General features: G+C 71.0%; 9 protein-coding genes. 8 read left to right on the forward strand and 1 reads right to left on the reverse strand.

The annotated features are described in order from the left end of the window. Window positions 1-24: 24 nt before the first annotated feature. From VJT49_RS07275 to VJT49_RS07310, 8 genes are all read left to right on the forward strand, one after another. Window positions 25-1965, forward strand: coding sequence for a putative baseplate assembly protein (locus VJT49_RS07275; RefSeq protein WP_324163936.1), 1941 nt, complete (start codon window positions 25-27; stop codon window positions 1963-1965). Between the two features lies 1 nt (window position 1966). Further along, window positions 1967-2515: a phage tail protein gene (locus VJT49_RS07280; protein WP_324163937.1), complete on the forward strand. Its 549-nt coding sequence runs from the start codon at window positions 1967-1969 to the stop codon at window positions 2513-2515. Further along, window positions 2512-3648 (forward strand): zinc ribbon domain-containing protein, encoded by a 1137-nt coding sequence (locus VJT49_RS07285; protein ID WP_324163938.1) that lies wholly within the window; start codon window positions 2512-2514, stop codon window positions 3646-3648. Before VJT49_RS07280 ends, VJT49_RS07285 begins: the two co-directional genes overlap by 4 nt. A 133-nt stretch (window positions 3649-3781) precedes the next feature. After that, window positions 3782-7033 carry a VWA domain-containing protein gene (locus VJT49_RS07290; RefSeq protein WP_324163939.1) on the forward strand — a complete coding sequence of 1084 codons (3252 nt, stop codon included), beginning with the start codon at window positions 3782-3784 and terminating at the stop codon, window positions 7031-7033. 98 nt (window positions 7034-7131) lie between these two features. Beyond that, complete coding sequence (locus tag VJT49_RS07295; protein ID WP_324163940.1) at window positions 7132-8472, forward strand: hypothetical protein; 1341 nt, start codon at window positions 7132-7134, stop codon at window positions 8470-8472. Window positions 8473-8536: 64 nt separating this feature from the next. Then, entirely contained in the window at window positions 8537-8950 is a 414-nt protein-coding gene (locus VJT49_RS07300) for a lytic polysaccharide monooxygenase (protein ID WP_324163941.1), read from the forward strand. Between the two features lie 122 nt (window positions 8951-9072). Beyond that, complete coding sequence (locus tag VJT49_RS07305; RefSeq protein ID WP_324163942.1) at window positions 9073-10362, forward strand: glutamine synthetase family protein; 1290 nt, start codon at window positions 9073-9075, stop codon at window positions 10360-10362. Then, entirely contained in the window at window positions 10359-11477 is a 1119-nt protein-coding gene (locus VJT49_RS07310; RefSeq protein ID WP_324163943.1) for an amidohydrolase family protein, read from the forward strand. The genes VJT49_RS07305 and VJT49_RS07310 overlap by 4 nt, the downstream gene beginning before the upstream one ends. Here the strand turns inward: VJT49_RS07310 and VJT49_RS07315 are convergent. Beyond that, window positions 11403-14141 carry a hypothetical protein gene (locus tag VJT49_RS07315; RefSeq protein ID WP_414635862.1) on the reverse strand — a complete coding sequence of 913 codons (2739 nt, stop codon included), beginning with the start codon at window positions 14139-14141 and terminating at the stop codon, window positions 11403-11405. The genes VJT49_RS07310 and VJT49_RS07315 overlap by 75 nt on opposite strands. Window positions 14142-14293 lie beyond the last annotated feature (152 nt).

Genomic DNA, 14293 nt, shown 5'->3' on the forward strand with positions numbered 1-14293 from the left:
CGCGGAGAAAGTGGGGGTCGGGTAATGCCTTTGCCCACGCCGAATCTCGACGACCGGCGCTTCCAGGACCTCGTGGACGAGGCCAAGCGCGGGCTGCAGCAGCGCTGTCCGGAATGGACGGATCACAACGTCTCCGATCCCGGTGTGACCCTGATCGAGACCTTCGCCTCGATGGTCGAGCAGTTGCTGTACCGGCTCAATCGAGTGCCGGAGTCGCACTACCTGAAGTTCCTCGACCTGATCGGGGTGCGCCTGTTCGCGCCGACCACGGCGGGGTGCGACGTCACGTTCTGGCTGTCGGCGCCGGTGGAGGAGCCGGTCGTGGTGCCCAAGGGCGCGCAGGTGGCGACCTCGCACAGCGAGGTGGAGGACCCGGTCGTGTTCAGTGTCCGCGAAGAACTGCGGATCCTGCCGTGCGGTTTCGAACGGCTGGCCACGGCCGAAGCCGACGGCGCCCCCGTCTTCGAGTACACCGACGAACTGCTCGCCGGGAAGTCTCCGGCGTGTTTCGCCTCGCCGCCCGCGCCGGGCAATGCGATGTATTTCGGCTTGTCGAACGCCGTGCCCGGATGTGCGGTGCTGCTGCGGATGGAGTGCGCCGTCGACGGTGTCGGCGTCGACCCGCGTGACCCGCCGCTGGTGTGGGAGGCGTGGAACGGCGACCGCTGGGAGCGGTGCGAGGTGGAGAAGGACACCACGGGCGGCCTCAACAAGGCCGGTGACGTGGTGCTCCACCTGCCCGCGACCCACACCGCCTCGGTGCTCGCGCGACAGCGCGCCGGGTGGCTGCGGTGCCGGATCACCGTTCCGGCCCGGGACCAGCCGTTCTACCAGGCGTCGCCGACGATCGGTTCGGTCACCGCGGCGACGATCGGCGGCACGGTCGCCGCGGAGCACGCCGAAACGGTGCGCGACGAGACCGTCGGGGTCTCCAGCGGGGCGCCGGGCCAGCGGTTCCCGCTGGCGCACAGCCCGGTGGTGGCCGACGACCAGGCGCTGATCGTGGAGGTGGCCGGGCAGGACGGCTGGGAGGAGTGGCGCGAGGTCATGTCCTTCGCCCAGTCCGGGCCTGCCGACCGGCACGTGATGATCGACCGGACGGCGGGGGAGATCATGTTCGGCCCCGCGATCCGGCAGCCGGACGGCTCACTGCGCCTTTACGGTGCCGTGCCCGCGAAGTCGGCGGCGATCCGCGTGCCCGAGTACCGCACCGGCGGCGGGAAACGGGGCAACGTTTCGAAGGGGATGCTGCGGGTGCAGCGGGATCCGGTCCCGTTCGTCAGCAGCGTCACCAACCGCAGGCCGGCCGACGGCGGGGTCGACGGAGAGTCGGTCGCCGACGCCGCCCGGCGCGGCCCGCTGCTGCTGCGCACGCTCGACCGGGCCGTGACCGCCGAGGACTACGAACAACTCGCGCGGGGCGCGGCACCCGAGGCCGCGCGGGTGCGGTGCATTCCCGTCGACGAGTCGTCCGACGCCGTTCGCGTGCTCGTGGTGCCGTCCGTACCGGGCAAGGGGGAACTCGACTTCGGTGCGCTGCGGCTGAATCCGGCCATGCGCAAACGGATCGAGGACTGCTTGTCCGAGCGGCGGTGTATCGGCGCGCGGGTGTCCGTCGAACCGCCCTACTACCAGGGCGTGACGGTCGTCGCCCAGGTGCGCGCGCAGCGCCGCACCTCGCACGAGGGGTTGCGGGCGCGGGCGATCCAGGCGCTGTACGAGTACTTCAGCCCGGTCAGCGGCGGGCCCGACGGGGACGGCTGGCCGTTCGGGCGGCCAGTTCAGGCTGGTGAGGTTTTCGCCGTGCTGCAACGGCTTCCGGGCGTCGATCTGGTGCACGAAGTGCTGCTGTTCGGCTCCGATCCGGCGGCGCGCGAGCGCGGCGAACCGGTGCAGCGGATCAACCTTCCCCCGAACGCCGTGGTGTTCTCGTTCGGTCACCAGATCCGAGTGCAGGGAGAGTGACATGCGCGCCGGTTTCCCGAACCTGCCGACCCCCTATCCGATCTCCGACCAGTTGCCCGCGATCTACCTGCAGGACGATTTCACCCAGCGGTTCACCGAAGCGCTGGACGCGGTGCTCGCCCCGGTGTTCACCACGCTCGACAGCTTCGCCGGTTACCTCGACCCGCGGCTGGCCCCGGCCGACTTCCTGAACTGGCTCGCCGGCTGGGTCGCGCTCGACTTCGACGACGGCTGGACCCCGGCGCAGCGCCGGGCGCTGGTCGCCAACGCGGTGGAGCTGCACCGCAGGCGCGGCACCCGGCGGGGTCTCGCCGCGCACGTCCGGCTCATCACCGGCGGCGACGTGGAGATCACCGACAGCGGCGGATGCACCTCCTCGGACCGCCCGAACGCGCCGCTACCCGGCACCAGCCCGCCGCGGGTCGGGGTGCGGGTCCGGGTACCCGATCCATCCACAGTGGACAGACGGCGGCTCAGGGCCGCGGTCGTGGAGGCCGTGCCGGCGCACGTCCGGGTGACGATCGACGTGCTGCCGGCACCGGAGGGATGACGATGATCATTTGCGCACGCTGCGGCGAACGCAACGGAGACGGTTCGAGGTTCTGCGGGGCGTGTGACGCCTTCCTGGACTGGGAGGGCACCAGCGCCGAGCAGCCCCAGCCGCGCGGGGTGCCCGCGAACAGCCAGCCCCAGGTCGTGCCGCAGCATCCGGTACCGGGCCCGTACACCCCGCGGGCCCCCGGCCCCCACGGCCGGCAACCCGTCCCGCAGCCGGTGCCCCAGCCAGCGCCACAACCGGTACCCCGGCCGCAGGTCGGCCAGGCGCAGGTCGCGCAGCCCACCGACGAAGTGCGGCAGCGGCGCTACACGCCACCGCCCACGGTGACCGAGCGCCGCCCGCCGCAGCCCGGGGAGCTGATCTGCGGGCAGTGCGGCGCGGGCAACGCGCCGACGCGGAAGTTCTGCCACTCGTGCGGGGCTTCGCTGCAGGACGCGCCGGCGGTTCCGGAGAAGTGGTGGCGCAAGCTGTTCCGGGGCCGCAAGGGCAAGCGGTACGAGGCCGGGGCCCGGCCCGGCCGGGAGGGGGTCCGCGCGCGCACGGGCAAGGCCAAGCCCGCCGTGCGGCGGGTCATGCGCTGGGTGCGCAACGTCGTCGCGCTCGTGGTGGTGCTGCTCGGGCTGCTTTACGGTGTGGTGCCCTCGTTCCGGTCGACGGTGAACGAGCAGGTCCTGGGACTGAAGAAGGGTGTCGAGCACGACCTGGGCCTCAACCCCGTGCCGGTCCGGCCGACGTCGGTGACGTCGCCGACGCAGCTGCCCGGGCACGACGTGGCCCAGGCGGTCGACGGGTTCACCAACACCTACTGGGCCGCGGCGCCCGGCCCGGCGGAACCGGTGCTCGTGCTGCACTTCGACAAGCCGACCGACATCCGGCAGGCGATCCTCCGCATCGGCATCGGTCAGAACTTCCAGTCCTCGGCGCGGCCGCAGCGGTTGCACCTGGTCTACTCGACGGGCAACACCTTCGACATCGACCTCGCCGACACACCGAACGAGCAGAAGGTGGAGGTCAAGAACGGGGCCGGGGCGAAGGACATCGAGGTGCACGTGGTCTCGACCTTCAAGTCGCTGCAGGGCAACGACGTGGCGATCTCCGAAATGGAGTTCTTCCAGCCGGGATGAGCCGGGACCAGCCGGGATGAGCCGGGATGAGAACTGCCCGTTCGGACGGGCCGTGCTGCCCGAAGGGACGTCCCGGAACCGGGTTTCCGTGTGCGGGAAGCCCCTTACGGTCACGGGTGTGCAGGAGGGTGCCGTGAGCAGACGTGTGCTCGTGATCGTGACCGTGCTGGCGATGGCCGGGGTGCTGATCGTGATCGGCTGGCCGGGCCGGACGGTCACCGCGCAGCAGGCACTGGCCCCGTACCGCATCGGGTACGCCGGCCAGGCGCGGGCCGGGAGCCAGGACGTGTTCTCAGCCAACAGCGCGGGAGGGGACCAGCGGGACGCGACCAACCGGACCGGGGGTGACGAGGGCGATCCCGCCTACTCACCCGACGGGTCCCGCCTGGCCTACACCGAGTTCGGCCCGGACGGCGGCAGCCGGGTCATGGTCGCCGCGGCCGACGGGAGCAACCCGGTCCCGCTGGACGGCACGGTCGCCACGCGGGAACCCGAGCGCGACCCGGCCTGGTCGCCGGACGGCTCGCTGATCGCGGTCACGCACAGCAAGCCGAGCGGTGAGGGCTCCACGAGCGTCGTGCGGATCATCCGGGTGGCCGACGGCCAGGCGGTCGGCGAAGTGCCGATGCCCTCCGGGCTGGCGGGCGAAGACCTGCAACCCGCCTGGTCGCCGGACGGCACCCGGATCGCGTTGTCCCGCCGGGCCGCGCGCACCGCCGTACCGGCGACGAACGTGCTCCCGGCGGTGGTCGAGCGCCCGGCGCGGCGGGGCGAAACGTTCACTGTGGACAAGACCGTCCGCACGCCGAAAATTCCGGCACAGCCGGACATCGTGCTGGTCATCGACGCCACGGGGTCGATGGGGTCGGCGATCGTCGGCGTCCGGGACAGCATGAAAGCGCTCGTCACGCAGATCCAGTCGCAGGAGCCGTCGGCACAGATCGGCGTTGTGGTGTACCGGGACACGAGCGACCCCGACCCCGGCTGCGACCACAGCGGGGCGTTCCAGGTGATATCGCCGTTGGTGCCGGTGAGTTCGCCCACCGGGTTCCAGCAGTTGCAGGATGCGCTCGATGGGCTGGTCAAGGCCGTCGGGGGTGGTTGCGACGACCCCGAGGACTGGATCAACGCGCTGCACCAGATCACCGACCCGAGCCAGATCGCCTTCCGCGAGAACAGCAGCCGCGTCGCGGTGCTCGTGGGTGACTGGTACAGCCACGACCCGAGCAACGGCTACACGCTGGGTCAGGTCACCGGCGAGTTGCAGGCCAAGCACGTCCGGTTGGTGGCGGTGCCGACCGTGTCGAGCCCGCCGCACAGCCATCTCAACGACCGTCAGCAGGCGTCCGATCTGGCCACCGCGACGAACGGTGTCCTGATGCCGGAGCAAGCCGATCCGACGCACATCGTCGACACCATCGTCACCGGGATCGGTGATCTGAGCGTCACCGTCACGCCCGTGGTGACCCGGTGCGACCCGGGCCTGTCGGCGACCTTCACGCCCAACGGCCGGACGGTGCCGGGCGGGCGGGACGCGACACTGACCGAGAATGTCCACATCGGACAGCCGGCGGCGGTCGGCTCGACCCTGCACTGCGCGGTGGAGTTCCGGCTCAACGGCGAAAGCATGGTACGGCCGGGTTACACCGAGTCGATCACCGTGCACGTCACCGATCCGGCGCTGCCGCTGATCGTGTTGTCCCCCTTGACGACGTATTCGGAGAATCCACTCGGTAGGGCGGTCCAGTACCCGGTGTCCGCGGTCGACTCGGCGGGGACCACCCTGACCCCGGTGTGCACCCCCGCGCCGGGCAGCACGTTCCCCCTCGGCGTGACCTTCGTCGTGTGCACGGCCACCGACTCGGCCGGCCGCACCGGGAGCTTCGGCGTGCCGATCACCGTGCTGCCCTCCGGTGAGGACGGGGACGAGTTCGACCACGTGTGGATCGTCCAGCTGACCAAGGCGAGCCCGGACCGCATCACGGTGACCGGCCAGCTGGACATCTCCGCCCGTCTCGGCAAGCCGTGTGACAACGGTCAGGACGCCGCGCCGGACTGGGCGCCGGACGGCAGGTCGCTGGTGTTCCAGCACCGGTACGAGACGTTCACGGTCTGCGCCGCGGCCCCGGACGGCAGCGGTGCCCGGCAGGTGATCGGTGATTCCAGCCGGGCCTGGCTCGATCCGGTGTTCTCCCCGGACGGCACGTTCCTCGCGGTGTCCGGTTCGCTGACCGAAGCCCCCGGCGTGATCTACACCGTTCCGTTCACCGGGGCGGGCGCGCCCACGGCGCTGATCTCCCCGGCGGGAGGCGCCCGGCAGCCGGCCTTCCAGCGCCTGCCCGACCTGGCCGTGACCGCCACGGCGACGCCGGCGTCGATCCAGTTCAACGGCACCTCGGCGCTGCAGTTCACGGTGACCAACCACGGCATCACCACGATTCCCGACGCGCAGCTGACCGCGACACTGCCCGCGGGTCTCCAGCGAAACCAGGTGCAGCCGAGCCGGGGTACCTGCACCGCGCTGACCTGCGCGATAGGTGCGGTGGCGCCGGGGGAGTCGGTGATCGTCAAGGTCACGGTGACCGGTATCGAGGCCGGCGCGCAGGTCGCGCAGGTCACCGTGCGCACCGCCCGCCCGGACCCGAACGACCAGGACAACCACGCGTCCGTCACGGTCACCGTGGCCGCGAAGCCGACCACGCCACCGCCTGCGACGACCACCCCGCCGGCCGGCACGGTTTCGGTCACCGCCGCGGTGAACCCGACCCCGGCGGCCTACGTCGGCGGCGACGACGTCGTTGTGGTCTACACCATTCGCAACGGAACCGCGACCGTGGCGCCCGCCGTCGGCCTGGCCGTCACACTGCCGCCGAACCTGCCCGCCCCCAAGCTGGTCGAGCCGGCGACCTGCACGCTGACCGGCTGCCCGCTGGGCGACGTGCGACCGGGGCAGAGCATCGACGTGCGGCTGACCTTCCCCGCGACGGTCGCACTCGACGGGACCACCACGGCCACCGTGACGAGCGCGGGAAACACCACCACGGCGAGCGCGCCGATCGTCGTGCTGCGGCCGGCGTTGCAGCTGGTTCCGGCGGTCGGTGCGGAGGGCTTCGTGACCCGGGTGCTGGGCACCAGCCTGCCGCCGGGCGCCACGATCAGGCTCATCTGGTCGCCGGGGATCTCCCAGCTGCCCGGTGAGGTCGTCGTCCGGCCGGACGGCACGATCGACGCGCAGATGCTGGTCTTCCACCATGACCAGACCGGGCTGCGCACGCTGGCCGGCCGGTGGGTGGCGGGCACGAAGTTCGGGGACGTTTCCCCGCCGCAGCAGTTCCTGGTGCTGCCACGGAATCTTCAACCGAACCAGTTCGTCTCCCGGAACTAGGACGGCCCCCTGGCTGCCTTTTCGGGCAGCCGGGGGTGCCCCATCCTCCCCCCGTCCGCTCCTCAATTCCGCCTGGCCGCGGCAGAATACTTCCCCGCATGGGTGCAAACGCGACGCTGTCCACCACCGCGCTGACCGTGGAAGCTGGACAGGAAGTCAGTTTCTCGGTCGGTATCCGCAACGCGGGTACGGTGGTCGACCAGTTCACCGTCGACCTCCTCGGCGAGGTCGCGGCGTTCGCGACGGTGGATCCCGGAATGGTCAACCTGCTGCCGGGGCAGACCGGTTCGGTGAACGTCCGGTTCGCGCCCCCGCGCTCGCCCGACGCGCTCGCCGGTTCGTGGACCTTCGGGGTGCGGGTGGCTTCGCAGGAGGACCCCGGCGGGACGACCGTCGAAGAAGGCGTCCTCGAGATCCAGCCCTTCACCGAGCTGACCGCCGAGGTCGTGCCGGCCAAGGTCGAGGGCAGCAGGAAGGCCAACTACGAGGTCGCCGTGGACAACCGCGGCAACCACCCGGTGACCGTCGCGCTCAACCCGGTCGACACCGAAAACGAGCTGGACTTCCGGCTCCAGCATTCGGCCGTGGTGGTCGAGCCCGGCACGGCCGCGTTCGTCCGCCTGCAGGCCAGGCCCAAGGAGCGGTTCCTGCGGGGCAGGCCGGTGGTGCACCCGTTCCGGGCGGTCTGCTCGGTCGGCGGGGTCGAGCCGGTGGTGGCCGAGGCGGTCATGGTGCAGCGGCAACTGCTGCCCAAGTGGTTGCTGCGCGCGCTGATCGCCCTGCTCGTCGTGGCCGGCATCATCACCGCGCTGTGGTACACCGTGTTCCGGCCCGCGGTCAACTCCGCAGCGCGCGAGGCGGTGCAGCAGCAGACCCAGCAGATGACGCAGGTCGCCCAGCAGGCGAAGACCGACGCCAGTCAGGCGAAACAGGATGCCGGCGAGGTGAAGAACGACGTCGGTGCCGCGAAACAGAATTCGGAGCGGGCGATGCGCGCGGTCGGCCTCGACCCGGCCCAGCCCGCTCCCGCCGGTGGTGACGGCGGCGCGACGCCGTCACCTGGCGCGGTCCTGGCCGCGGGGGACCTGACCGACTTCCGGCTGGAGGCCAACGCCCCGGTCACCGCGAACCTGACCGACTTCAGCTCGCGGGTCATCTTCACCCCGGCGGATCCGAAGAAGACTTTGGTGATCACCGACCTTATCCTGCAGAACCCGCGTGCGGACACCGGCACGCTGCGCATCCTGCGGCAGGCGCCGAACGGCACCCAGACGCTGCTGCTGGAGTTCGGTCTGGCCAACTTCCGGGACCTGGACCACCACTGGGTGCAGCCGATCGCCTTCCGCCCCGGCGACAGGGTGGTGCTCGCGGTGAGCTGCCAGAACCCGGGGACGGTGGCGTGCACCCCGGCGGCGACCTTCACCGGGCGTGTCGGGTGAACTCCCTGACGTGATCACGGCTGCGCGGTCATGGTCTGGACCATGACCTCATCGTGGAGTTGACATGGCTGTCAGAAGCATCGCCGTCAGAAGGGCCGCCGGTGCGCTCACCGGCGCGGCGCTCGCACCCGGCACGGCCAGTGCGCACGGGTACGCGTCCTCGCCGCTGAGCCGTCAGGCCCGACGCACCCAGAGCGTCGTCTCCTGCGGTGACATCAAGTACGAAAAGTACGAGCCGCAGAGCGAGGAAGGATCCAAGGGCCTGCGCAGTCGCAGCGGCGGCAACGCCAGGTTGTCCGAGCTCGACAACGACGGCAAGCGCTGGCGGGTCACCTCCGTCGGCGGCACCGTGACGTTCGACTGGAAGCTGACCGCCCAGCACCGCACCCGTGACTGGAGTACTACATCGGCAACACCCGGGTCGGCTACGTGGACGGCAAGAACTCGGTCCCGCCCCGCGCGTTCTCGCACACCGTGAGCCCCGGCGGGTCCAAGGGCAAGCAGAAAATGCCGGCCATCTGGCACATCGGCGACACCGCCGGCGCCTTCTACTCGTGCGTGAACGTCAACATCGGCTGAACGTGGGCCGATAATAGGGAGATGACGTCCGAACTGACCGGCGCCCGGCTGCTCGCCGGGACGGTGGTCGATCCGGCCGGCGTGCTGCGGTCGAAGCAGGTTCCGATCGCGCACGCCGGCATCTTCGCCTCCAGCGGCATGGGTGCCTCACCGAGTTGGAACGTGTTCTGTATCGACAACGCGGTGAGCTTCACGCCCCGCTTCGGCGTCGTCGGCGACCTGCGGTTGCGCATCGACCTGAGCACCGCCCGGCTGCTCGGCGACGGGCTCGCCTGGTCGCCAGCGGACCTGGTCACGCAGCACGGTGAGCCCACCGCGGTGTGCACCCGGAGCCTGCTGCGCCGCACCGAGGCCGCGCTGACGGAGCACGGCCTGACCGCTCTGGTCGGCGGCGAACTGGAGTTCGTCCTCACCCAGGCCGACGGTTCGCCGCGCCACACCCCGCGCTGGAACGCCTACGGGCTCAGCGCCGTGCTCGACGCCGAGCCCTTCCTGATGGATCTGGTCGAGACGGCGGGGAACATCGGCCTGCCGATGGAACAGATCCACGCCGAATACGGCGATGGGCAGTTCGAGTTCTCCCTCAGCCCCAGCGATCCCGTGACGGCCGCGGACAACATCGTCCTCGCCCGGATCCTCACCGGGAGGATCGCCCGGCGGCACGGCCTCGCCGTCTCCTTTTCGCCACTGCCGTTCGCCGACGGGGCCGGCAACGGGGCGCACCTGCATCTTTCGCTGGCGCGCTACGGCACACGGCTGCTTTCCGGCGGTGACGGCCCACACGGGCTCACCCGCGACGGTGAGGCGGTCATCGGCGGCATCCTCGCCGGGCTGCCGGACGTCATCGGGGTGCTCGCCGGTTCCGTGCTGTCCGCGCCGCGGCTGCGGCCCGGTCGCTGGTCGGGGGCGTTCGCCTGCTGGGGCCTGGAGAATCGCGAGGCCGCGGTCCGGCTCTGCGCGGCGACGCCCGGAACCCCGCATGGCGCCAGCGTCGAGGTCAAGTGCGTCGACCCGTCCGCCAACCCCTACCTGGCCGCCTCGGTGCTGCTCGGGTTGGCACTCGACGGCCTGGAGCGTGGCGCCGGCCTGCCGCCGGAGGTGACGGTCGATCCCGCGGAAGTCCCGGGAACGGTCCGACTGCCCGCCGGCCAGGACGCCGCGCTCGCCGCGCTGGGGGATTCACCCCTGGCCCGGCGCCTGCTCGGCGAAGAGATCCTGGAGGCGTTGACCACCGTCCGCGGGCACGAACTCGAAACCTACGGCAAGGAAGACCTCGCCACCGTCGCCGAGAAACTCCGCTTCACGTGGTGACCGACGAACTCGGCGAATACCTGGCCGCCACCCGGTTGGTGGACCACCATGTGCACGCCCCGTTTTCGGTGGACCTGTCTCGTGCCGATTTCGAGAGGGCACTCAACGAGGGATCGCCGGAACCGGTGCCGTCGTGGATGAGCCAGTTCGACTCGCAACTCGGATTCGCCATCCGGCGCTGGTGCGCCCCGCTGCTCGAACTGCCGCCGCACGTGTCGGCCGACGATTACTGGCAGCGCCGCACGGAACTCGGCGTGCCGGAAGTGACCACGCGGTTCCTGCGGGCGGCCGGCGTGTCCGACTGGGTGCTGGACTCCGGTTACGCCGCGGAGACCATTCTCGACGCGCCCGGCCTCGCCGCCGCGTCCGCCGGCCGCGTGCACCGGGTGGTCCGGCTGGAATCGCTGGCGGAACAGCTGGCGGCCGAAGGGGTGGGTGACTACGCCGGGGAGTTCCGTGCCCGGCTGGCCGGGGAGGCCGTCGCGACCAAAAGCATTCTGGCCTACCGCTGCGGTTTCGACATCGATTTCGGCCGCCCGGAGGAACGCGAGGTGGCCGAGGCCGCGCGCCGGTGGAGGGACACCGCGGGCGAACGACCGCGGCTGACCGATCCGGTGCTCATCTCCTTCGGGCTGCATGCGGCGGTCGAGCGAGGCCTGCCGCTCCAGATCCACACCGGGTTCGGCGACCGGGACCTCGACCTGCACCGGGCGAATCCGGTGCTGCTGCTCGATTTCCTACGCCTTCCCGAAGTGTCCCGGATTCCCGTCCTGTTGCTGCATTGCTATCCGTACCACCGGGAGGCGGGATATCTCGCGCAGGCCTTCCCGAACGTGTATTTCGATGTCGGGCTCGGGCTGAACCACGCGGGCGTGCGCAGCGCGGAAATCGTCGCCGAGTCGTTCGAACTGGCGCCCTTCGCCAAGCAGCTCTATTCGTCGGACGCGTGGGGCCCGCCGGAACTGCATTTCCTCGGCGCGGCGCTGTGGCGCCGGGCGATCGGCCGGGCCTTTTCGCGCTGGGTCGCCGACGGCGACTGGTCACTCGCCGGCGCGATCCGGGTCGCCGGTATGGTCGGCCGGGACAACGCCCGGCGCGTCTACGGTCTCGAGTAACTCCACTTTGGACCCCTGCACCTGGGCCATGGCCGTGCCGAGCCGGCGGCCCAGTTCGGTGTAGGCGGCGAACCGGCCATCGTCGAAAAACTGGTCGCTGGTGCTCTCGTGGGGGAAGGCGGGTCGGTGTGCCGCATAGGAAAGCAGCCAGTACGGCAGGTCCCGCCACAGCACCGCCTTCCCGATGACCAGGCGTCCGGTGGTCCGCTGCCCGCTCTCCTCCGGATAGTGGATGGTTCCGGTAAGCACCGGGCACTCGGCCAGCCGGGGGTCGAGTGCGCTCATCGGGTGGTCGTCGTCCAAGGGCTTCGCGGTACCGGGCTCGATCCGCCACGGATCGTCGAACTCCACCCGCACGCCGAGTTCCTGCTGGGCCAGCGTCAGGGCGTCCGCGAGCGAGGTGGCGCCCGGCGGGGCGTTCACGCCCGCGTCCACGCAGTAGATCTCGGCGCAGCGCCGCCGGAAAAGCTCTACCAGGCCGAGATTGTCGTAGTGCCCGCCGTCGGTGACGTGCAGCAGCCGGTCGCTGTAGGAGTGCACGCCGAGCACTTCCCGTACCAGGTAGGTCAGCCGCCGGGCCCGGGGAAGGCCGGGGTAGGACCAGCCCTGCCCGGACGCTTCGAGCAGGAAGTGCGGGTTGGGCAGCCAGGCGCCGAGGCGGGCGCCCGACACCGCGAACAACACCTGGTACCACCCCGCGCCCCGGCCCATCGCCGAGGCGAAGGCCCCGCCACTGACCGCCACCGCGCTCTGCACGGTCAGGTCACGCCACAACCGGTTGTGCACCAGGCGTTCGAGCTTGTCCGTGCGCACCCAGCCCACGTCCGGCCCACCCACCCAGTTCGCGCTCAGGGTGTAGGAGACGCAGTTGAGGCCGGGCGGGGTGCGGGCTTCCCCGGTGAGGTTGGCGGCCGCGGCGAAGATGACCTCCGGGAAGGACTCCGGCCGCTTGCCGTATGTGGACAGTGTCGTGCCCTCGGCGCTGGGGTAGAGCACCACGATCTCCTGCCCGTCTCGGCGGATCGTGCGCACCGCGAAGGTGCACGCGAGCCGTTCCCGGTAGAACGGGTGCAGGCTCAGCGAAGTCTGGTCGAACAGCCCGAGCACCACCCCGAGGCCGACCGCCGTCCACAGTGCCGCGTCGGTCTTGCCGATCCCGAGCATCGTCACGAACAGCAGGAGCCAGGCCAGGCCGAGCACCGTGGTGGTGAGCATGACCAGGAGCAGTTGCAGCAGGCTGTTGGGGATGGCCGCGGTGATTCCCTTCCTGGCGGAGTGGATCGCGTCATTGAGGGTCTTTCGCTTGCGCCACAGAATCGAGGCGAGCGCGGAAAGATACGCCAGCGCGACCATGCCGACCGGACCGCCTACGCGGATCCCCGGGCTGGTCTGGGCCAGCAACTCCTCCACCAGCCAGCCGAGTACGGGAAGCACGATCGTCAGGACCGCGGCCAGCCCCATGAGCACCGCGAGCCGCCCCGAGAGCCGGCGCATCACCCAAGTCGCCGTCCCGCCGTGGGGCAGCGCGCGGCCGACCAGGGAGACCAGCAGCGCGGCCAGGGCCAGCGTGCCCAGCCCCAGCAGCACGCCCGCCCGGGGTGCGGCCAGCCGCGCGTCCGCCGGCAGTTCGGTCAGGGGCAGGAAGTCGTAGAACCGCCCGGCGAGCACCCCGGCCACGACGGCCGGGGCGAACAGCGCCGCCAGCGACAGCAACAGCCCGCGCGCGAGCACGCCCAGCGCGGTGAACATTTCGGCGGGGGTGGCGGCCAGATAGCCGACGTGCCGGCGAAGGAAGTCCTCTTCCACGCTTCCGTGCGCGAAAGCGGTTTCCGGATCGCGCACGGCACCCGGTGGCGCGGAGGTCTCGGTGAGCAGTTGTTGCAGCGCGCCCGCGGTGAAGCCATCGCCCGAGACCGACACCAGGTAGCGCGCACCGAGCAGGCGGGAACGCATCGACTGCACCACGCCCAGCGCGATGCTCGCCGCCCGGATTCCGCCGCCCGACAGGCAGAAACCGACGGCACCCGGCTCCACGTCCGGCACCTGATAGCCGCGGCGCCAGCGTTCGGCCGCGCGGGGAACCGACGGCGGCGGCCCGGGTGGGTCCGGGTCGCGGTCGGTCAGCGGCGCGCACTCCTGCCCGTCGGAGTCCTCGAGCGTGACCGCTTTTCCGAACGCGCAACGGAACCAGGTCACCAGGATGCCGTAGAGCGCGACCAGCCCGGCGGGGAGCAGGGCCGAATACTTGATCACCGCCAGGGCCACCGAGACCTCCCGCCGTGCCCAGCCGGGATCACCGGTCGCCAGCAGAAGGACCGTATCCCCGCACCCGGCGAGCGCCGCGATCAGTGCCGCCGTGCGGGCGAAGCGGAATCCCTGCAGCGTCCAGGGTTTCCGGGCGCACCACAACGCGGCAGTCGTGCCGAGCAGCAACGCCGGGCCGGCGCAGACGACTGGCACGACGCTCCACGCCACGGACGGTGTTTCGTAAACGAATTCGTCGAGCCCGCGAGGCTCGGTCCGGAACAGTTCCACGCCCCGCGCCCTGGTCGCGTACACCGCGATCCCGGCGGCCAGCAGCGCCGCGGCCGCGAGCGTGGTCCCTACCGCGCCGGCCTTCCCCGGCCGGTGCTCCGCCGGCCTGAGCAGTACGCGCAACCCCATCGCCACCCGTCCCCTCCCCACGGCAAATGGTAGCAGTGGCGGGCGATCGCGGGAGCAAGGTCCGGACCGGGTGGACTCCGGCTGACATGACTGGTTTTCACGTTGCCGCTCGCGGCGAGAGCAGGTCGGCGAGCTCGGTGAACCTGGTTACC

The organism is Amycolatopsis sp. (assembly GCF_035276945.1).
Taxonomy (GTDB): Bacteria; Actinomycetota; Actinomycetes; order Mycobacteriales; family Pseudonocardiaceae; genus Amycolatopsis_E.

Coding starts and splice junctions, on each gene's coding strand:
- VJT49_RS07275 (WP_324163936.1), top strand. CDS start 25: ATGCCTTTGCCCACGCCGAATCTCGACGACCGGCGCTTCCAGGACCTC.
- VJT49_RS07280 (WP_324163937.1), top strand. CDS start 1,967: ATGCGCGCCGGTTTCCCGAACCTGCCGACCCCCTATCCGATCTCCGAC.
- VJT49_RS07285 (WP_324163938.1), top strand. CDS start 2,512: ATGACGATGATCATTTGCGCACGCTGCGGCGAACGCAACGGAGACGGT.
- VJT49_RS07295 (WP_324163940.1), top strand. CDS start 7,132: ATGGGTGCAAACGCGACGCTGTCCACCACCGCGCTGACCGTGGAAGCT.
- VJT49_RS07300 (WP_324163941.1), top strand. CDS start 8,537: ATGGCTGTCAGAAGCATCGCCGTCAGAAGGGCCGCCGGTGCGCTCACC.
- VJT49_RS07305 (WP_324163942.1), top strand. CDS start 9,073: ATGACGTCCGAACTGACCGGCGCCCGGCTGCTCGCCGGGACGGTGGTC.
- VJT49_RS07315 (WP_414635862.1), bottom strand. CDS start 14,141: ATGGGGTTGCGCGTACTGCTCAGGCCGGCGGAGCACCGGCCGGGGAAG.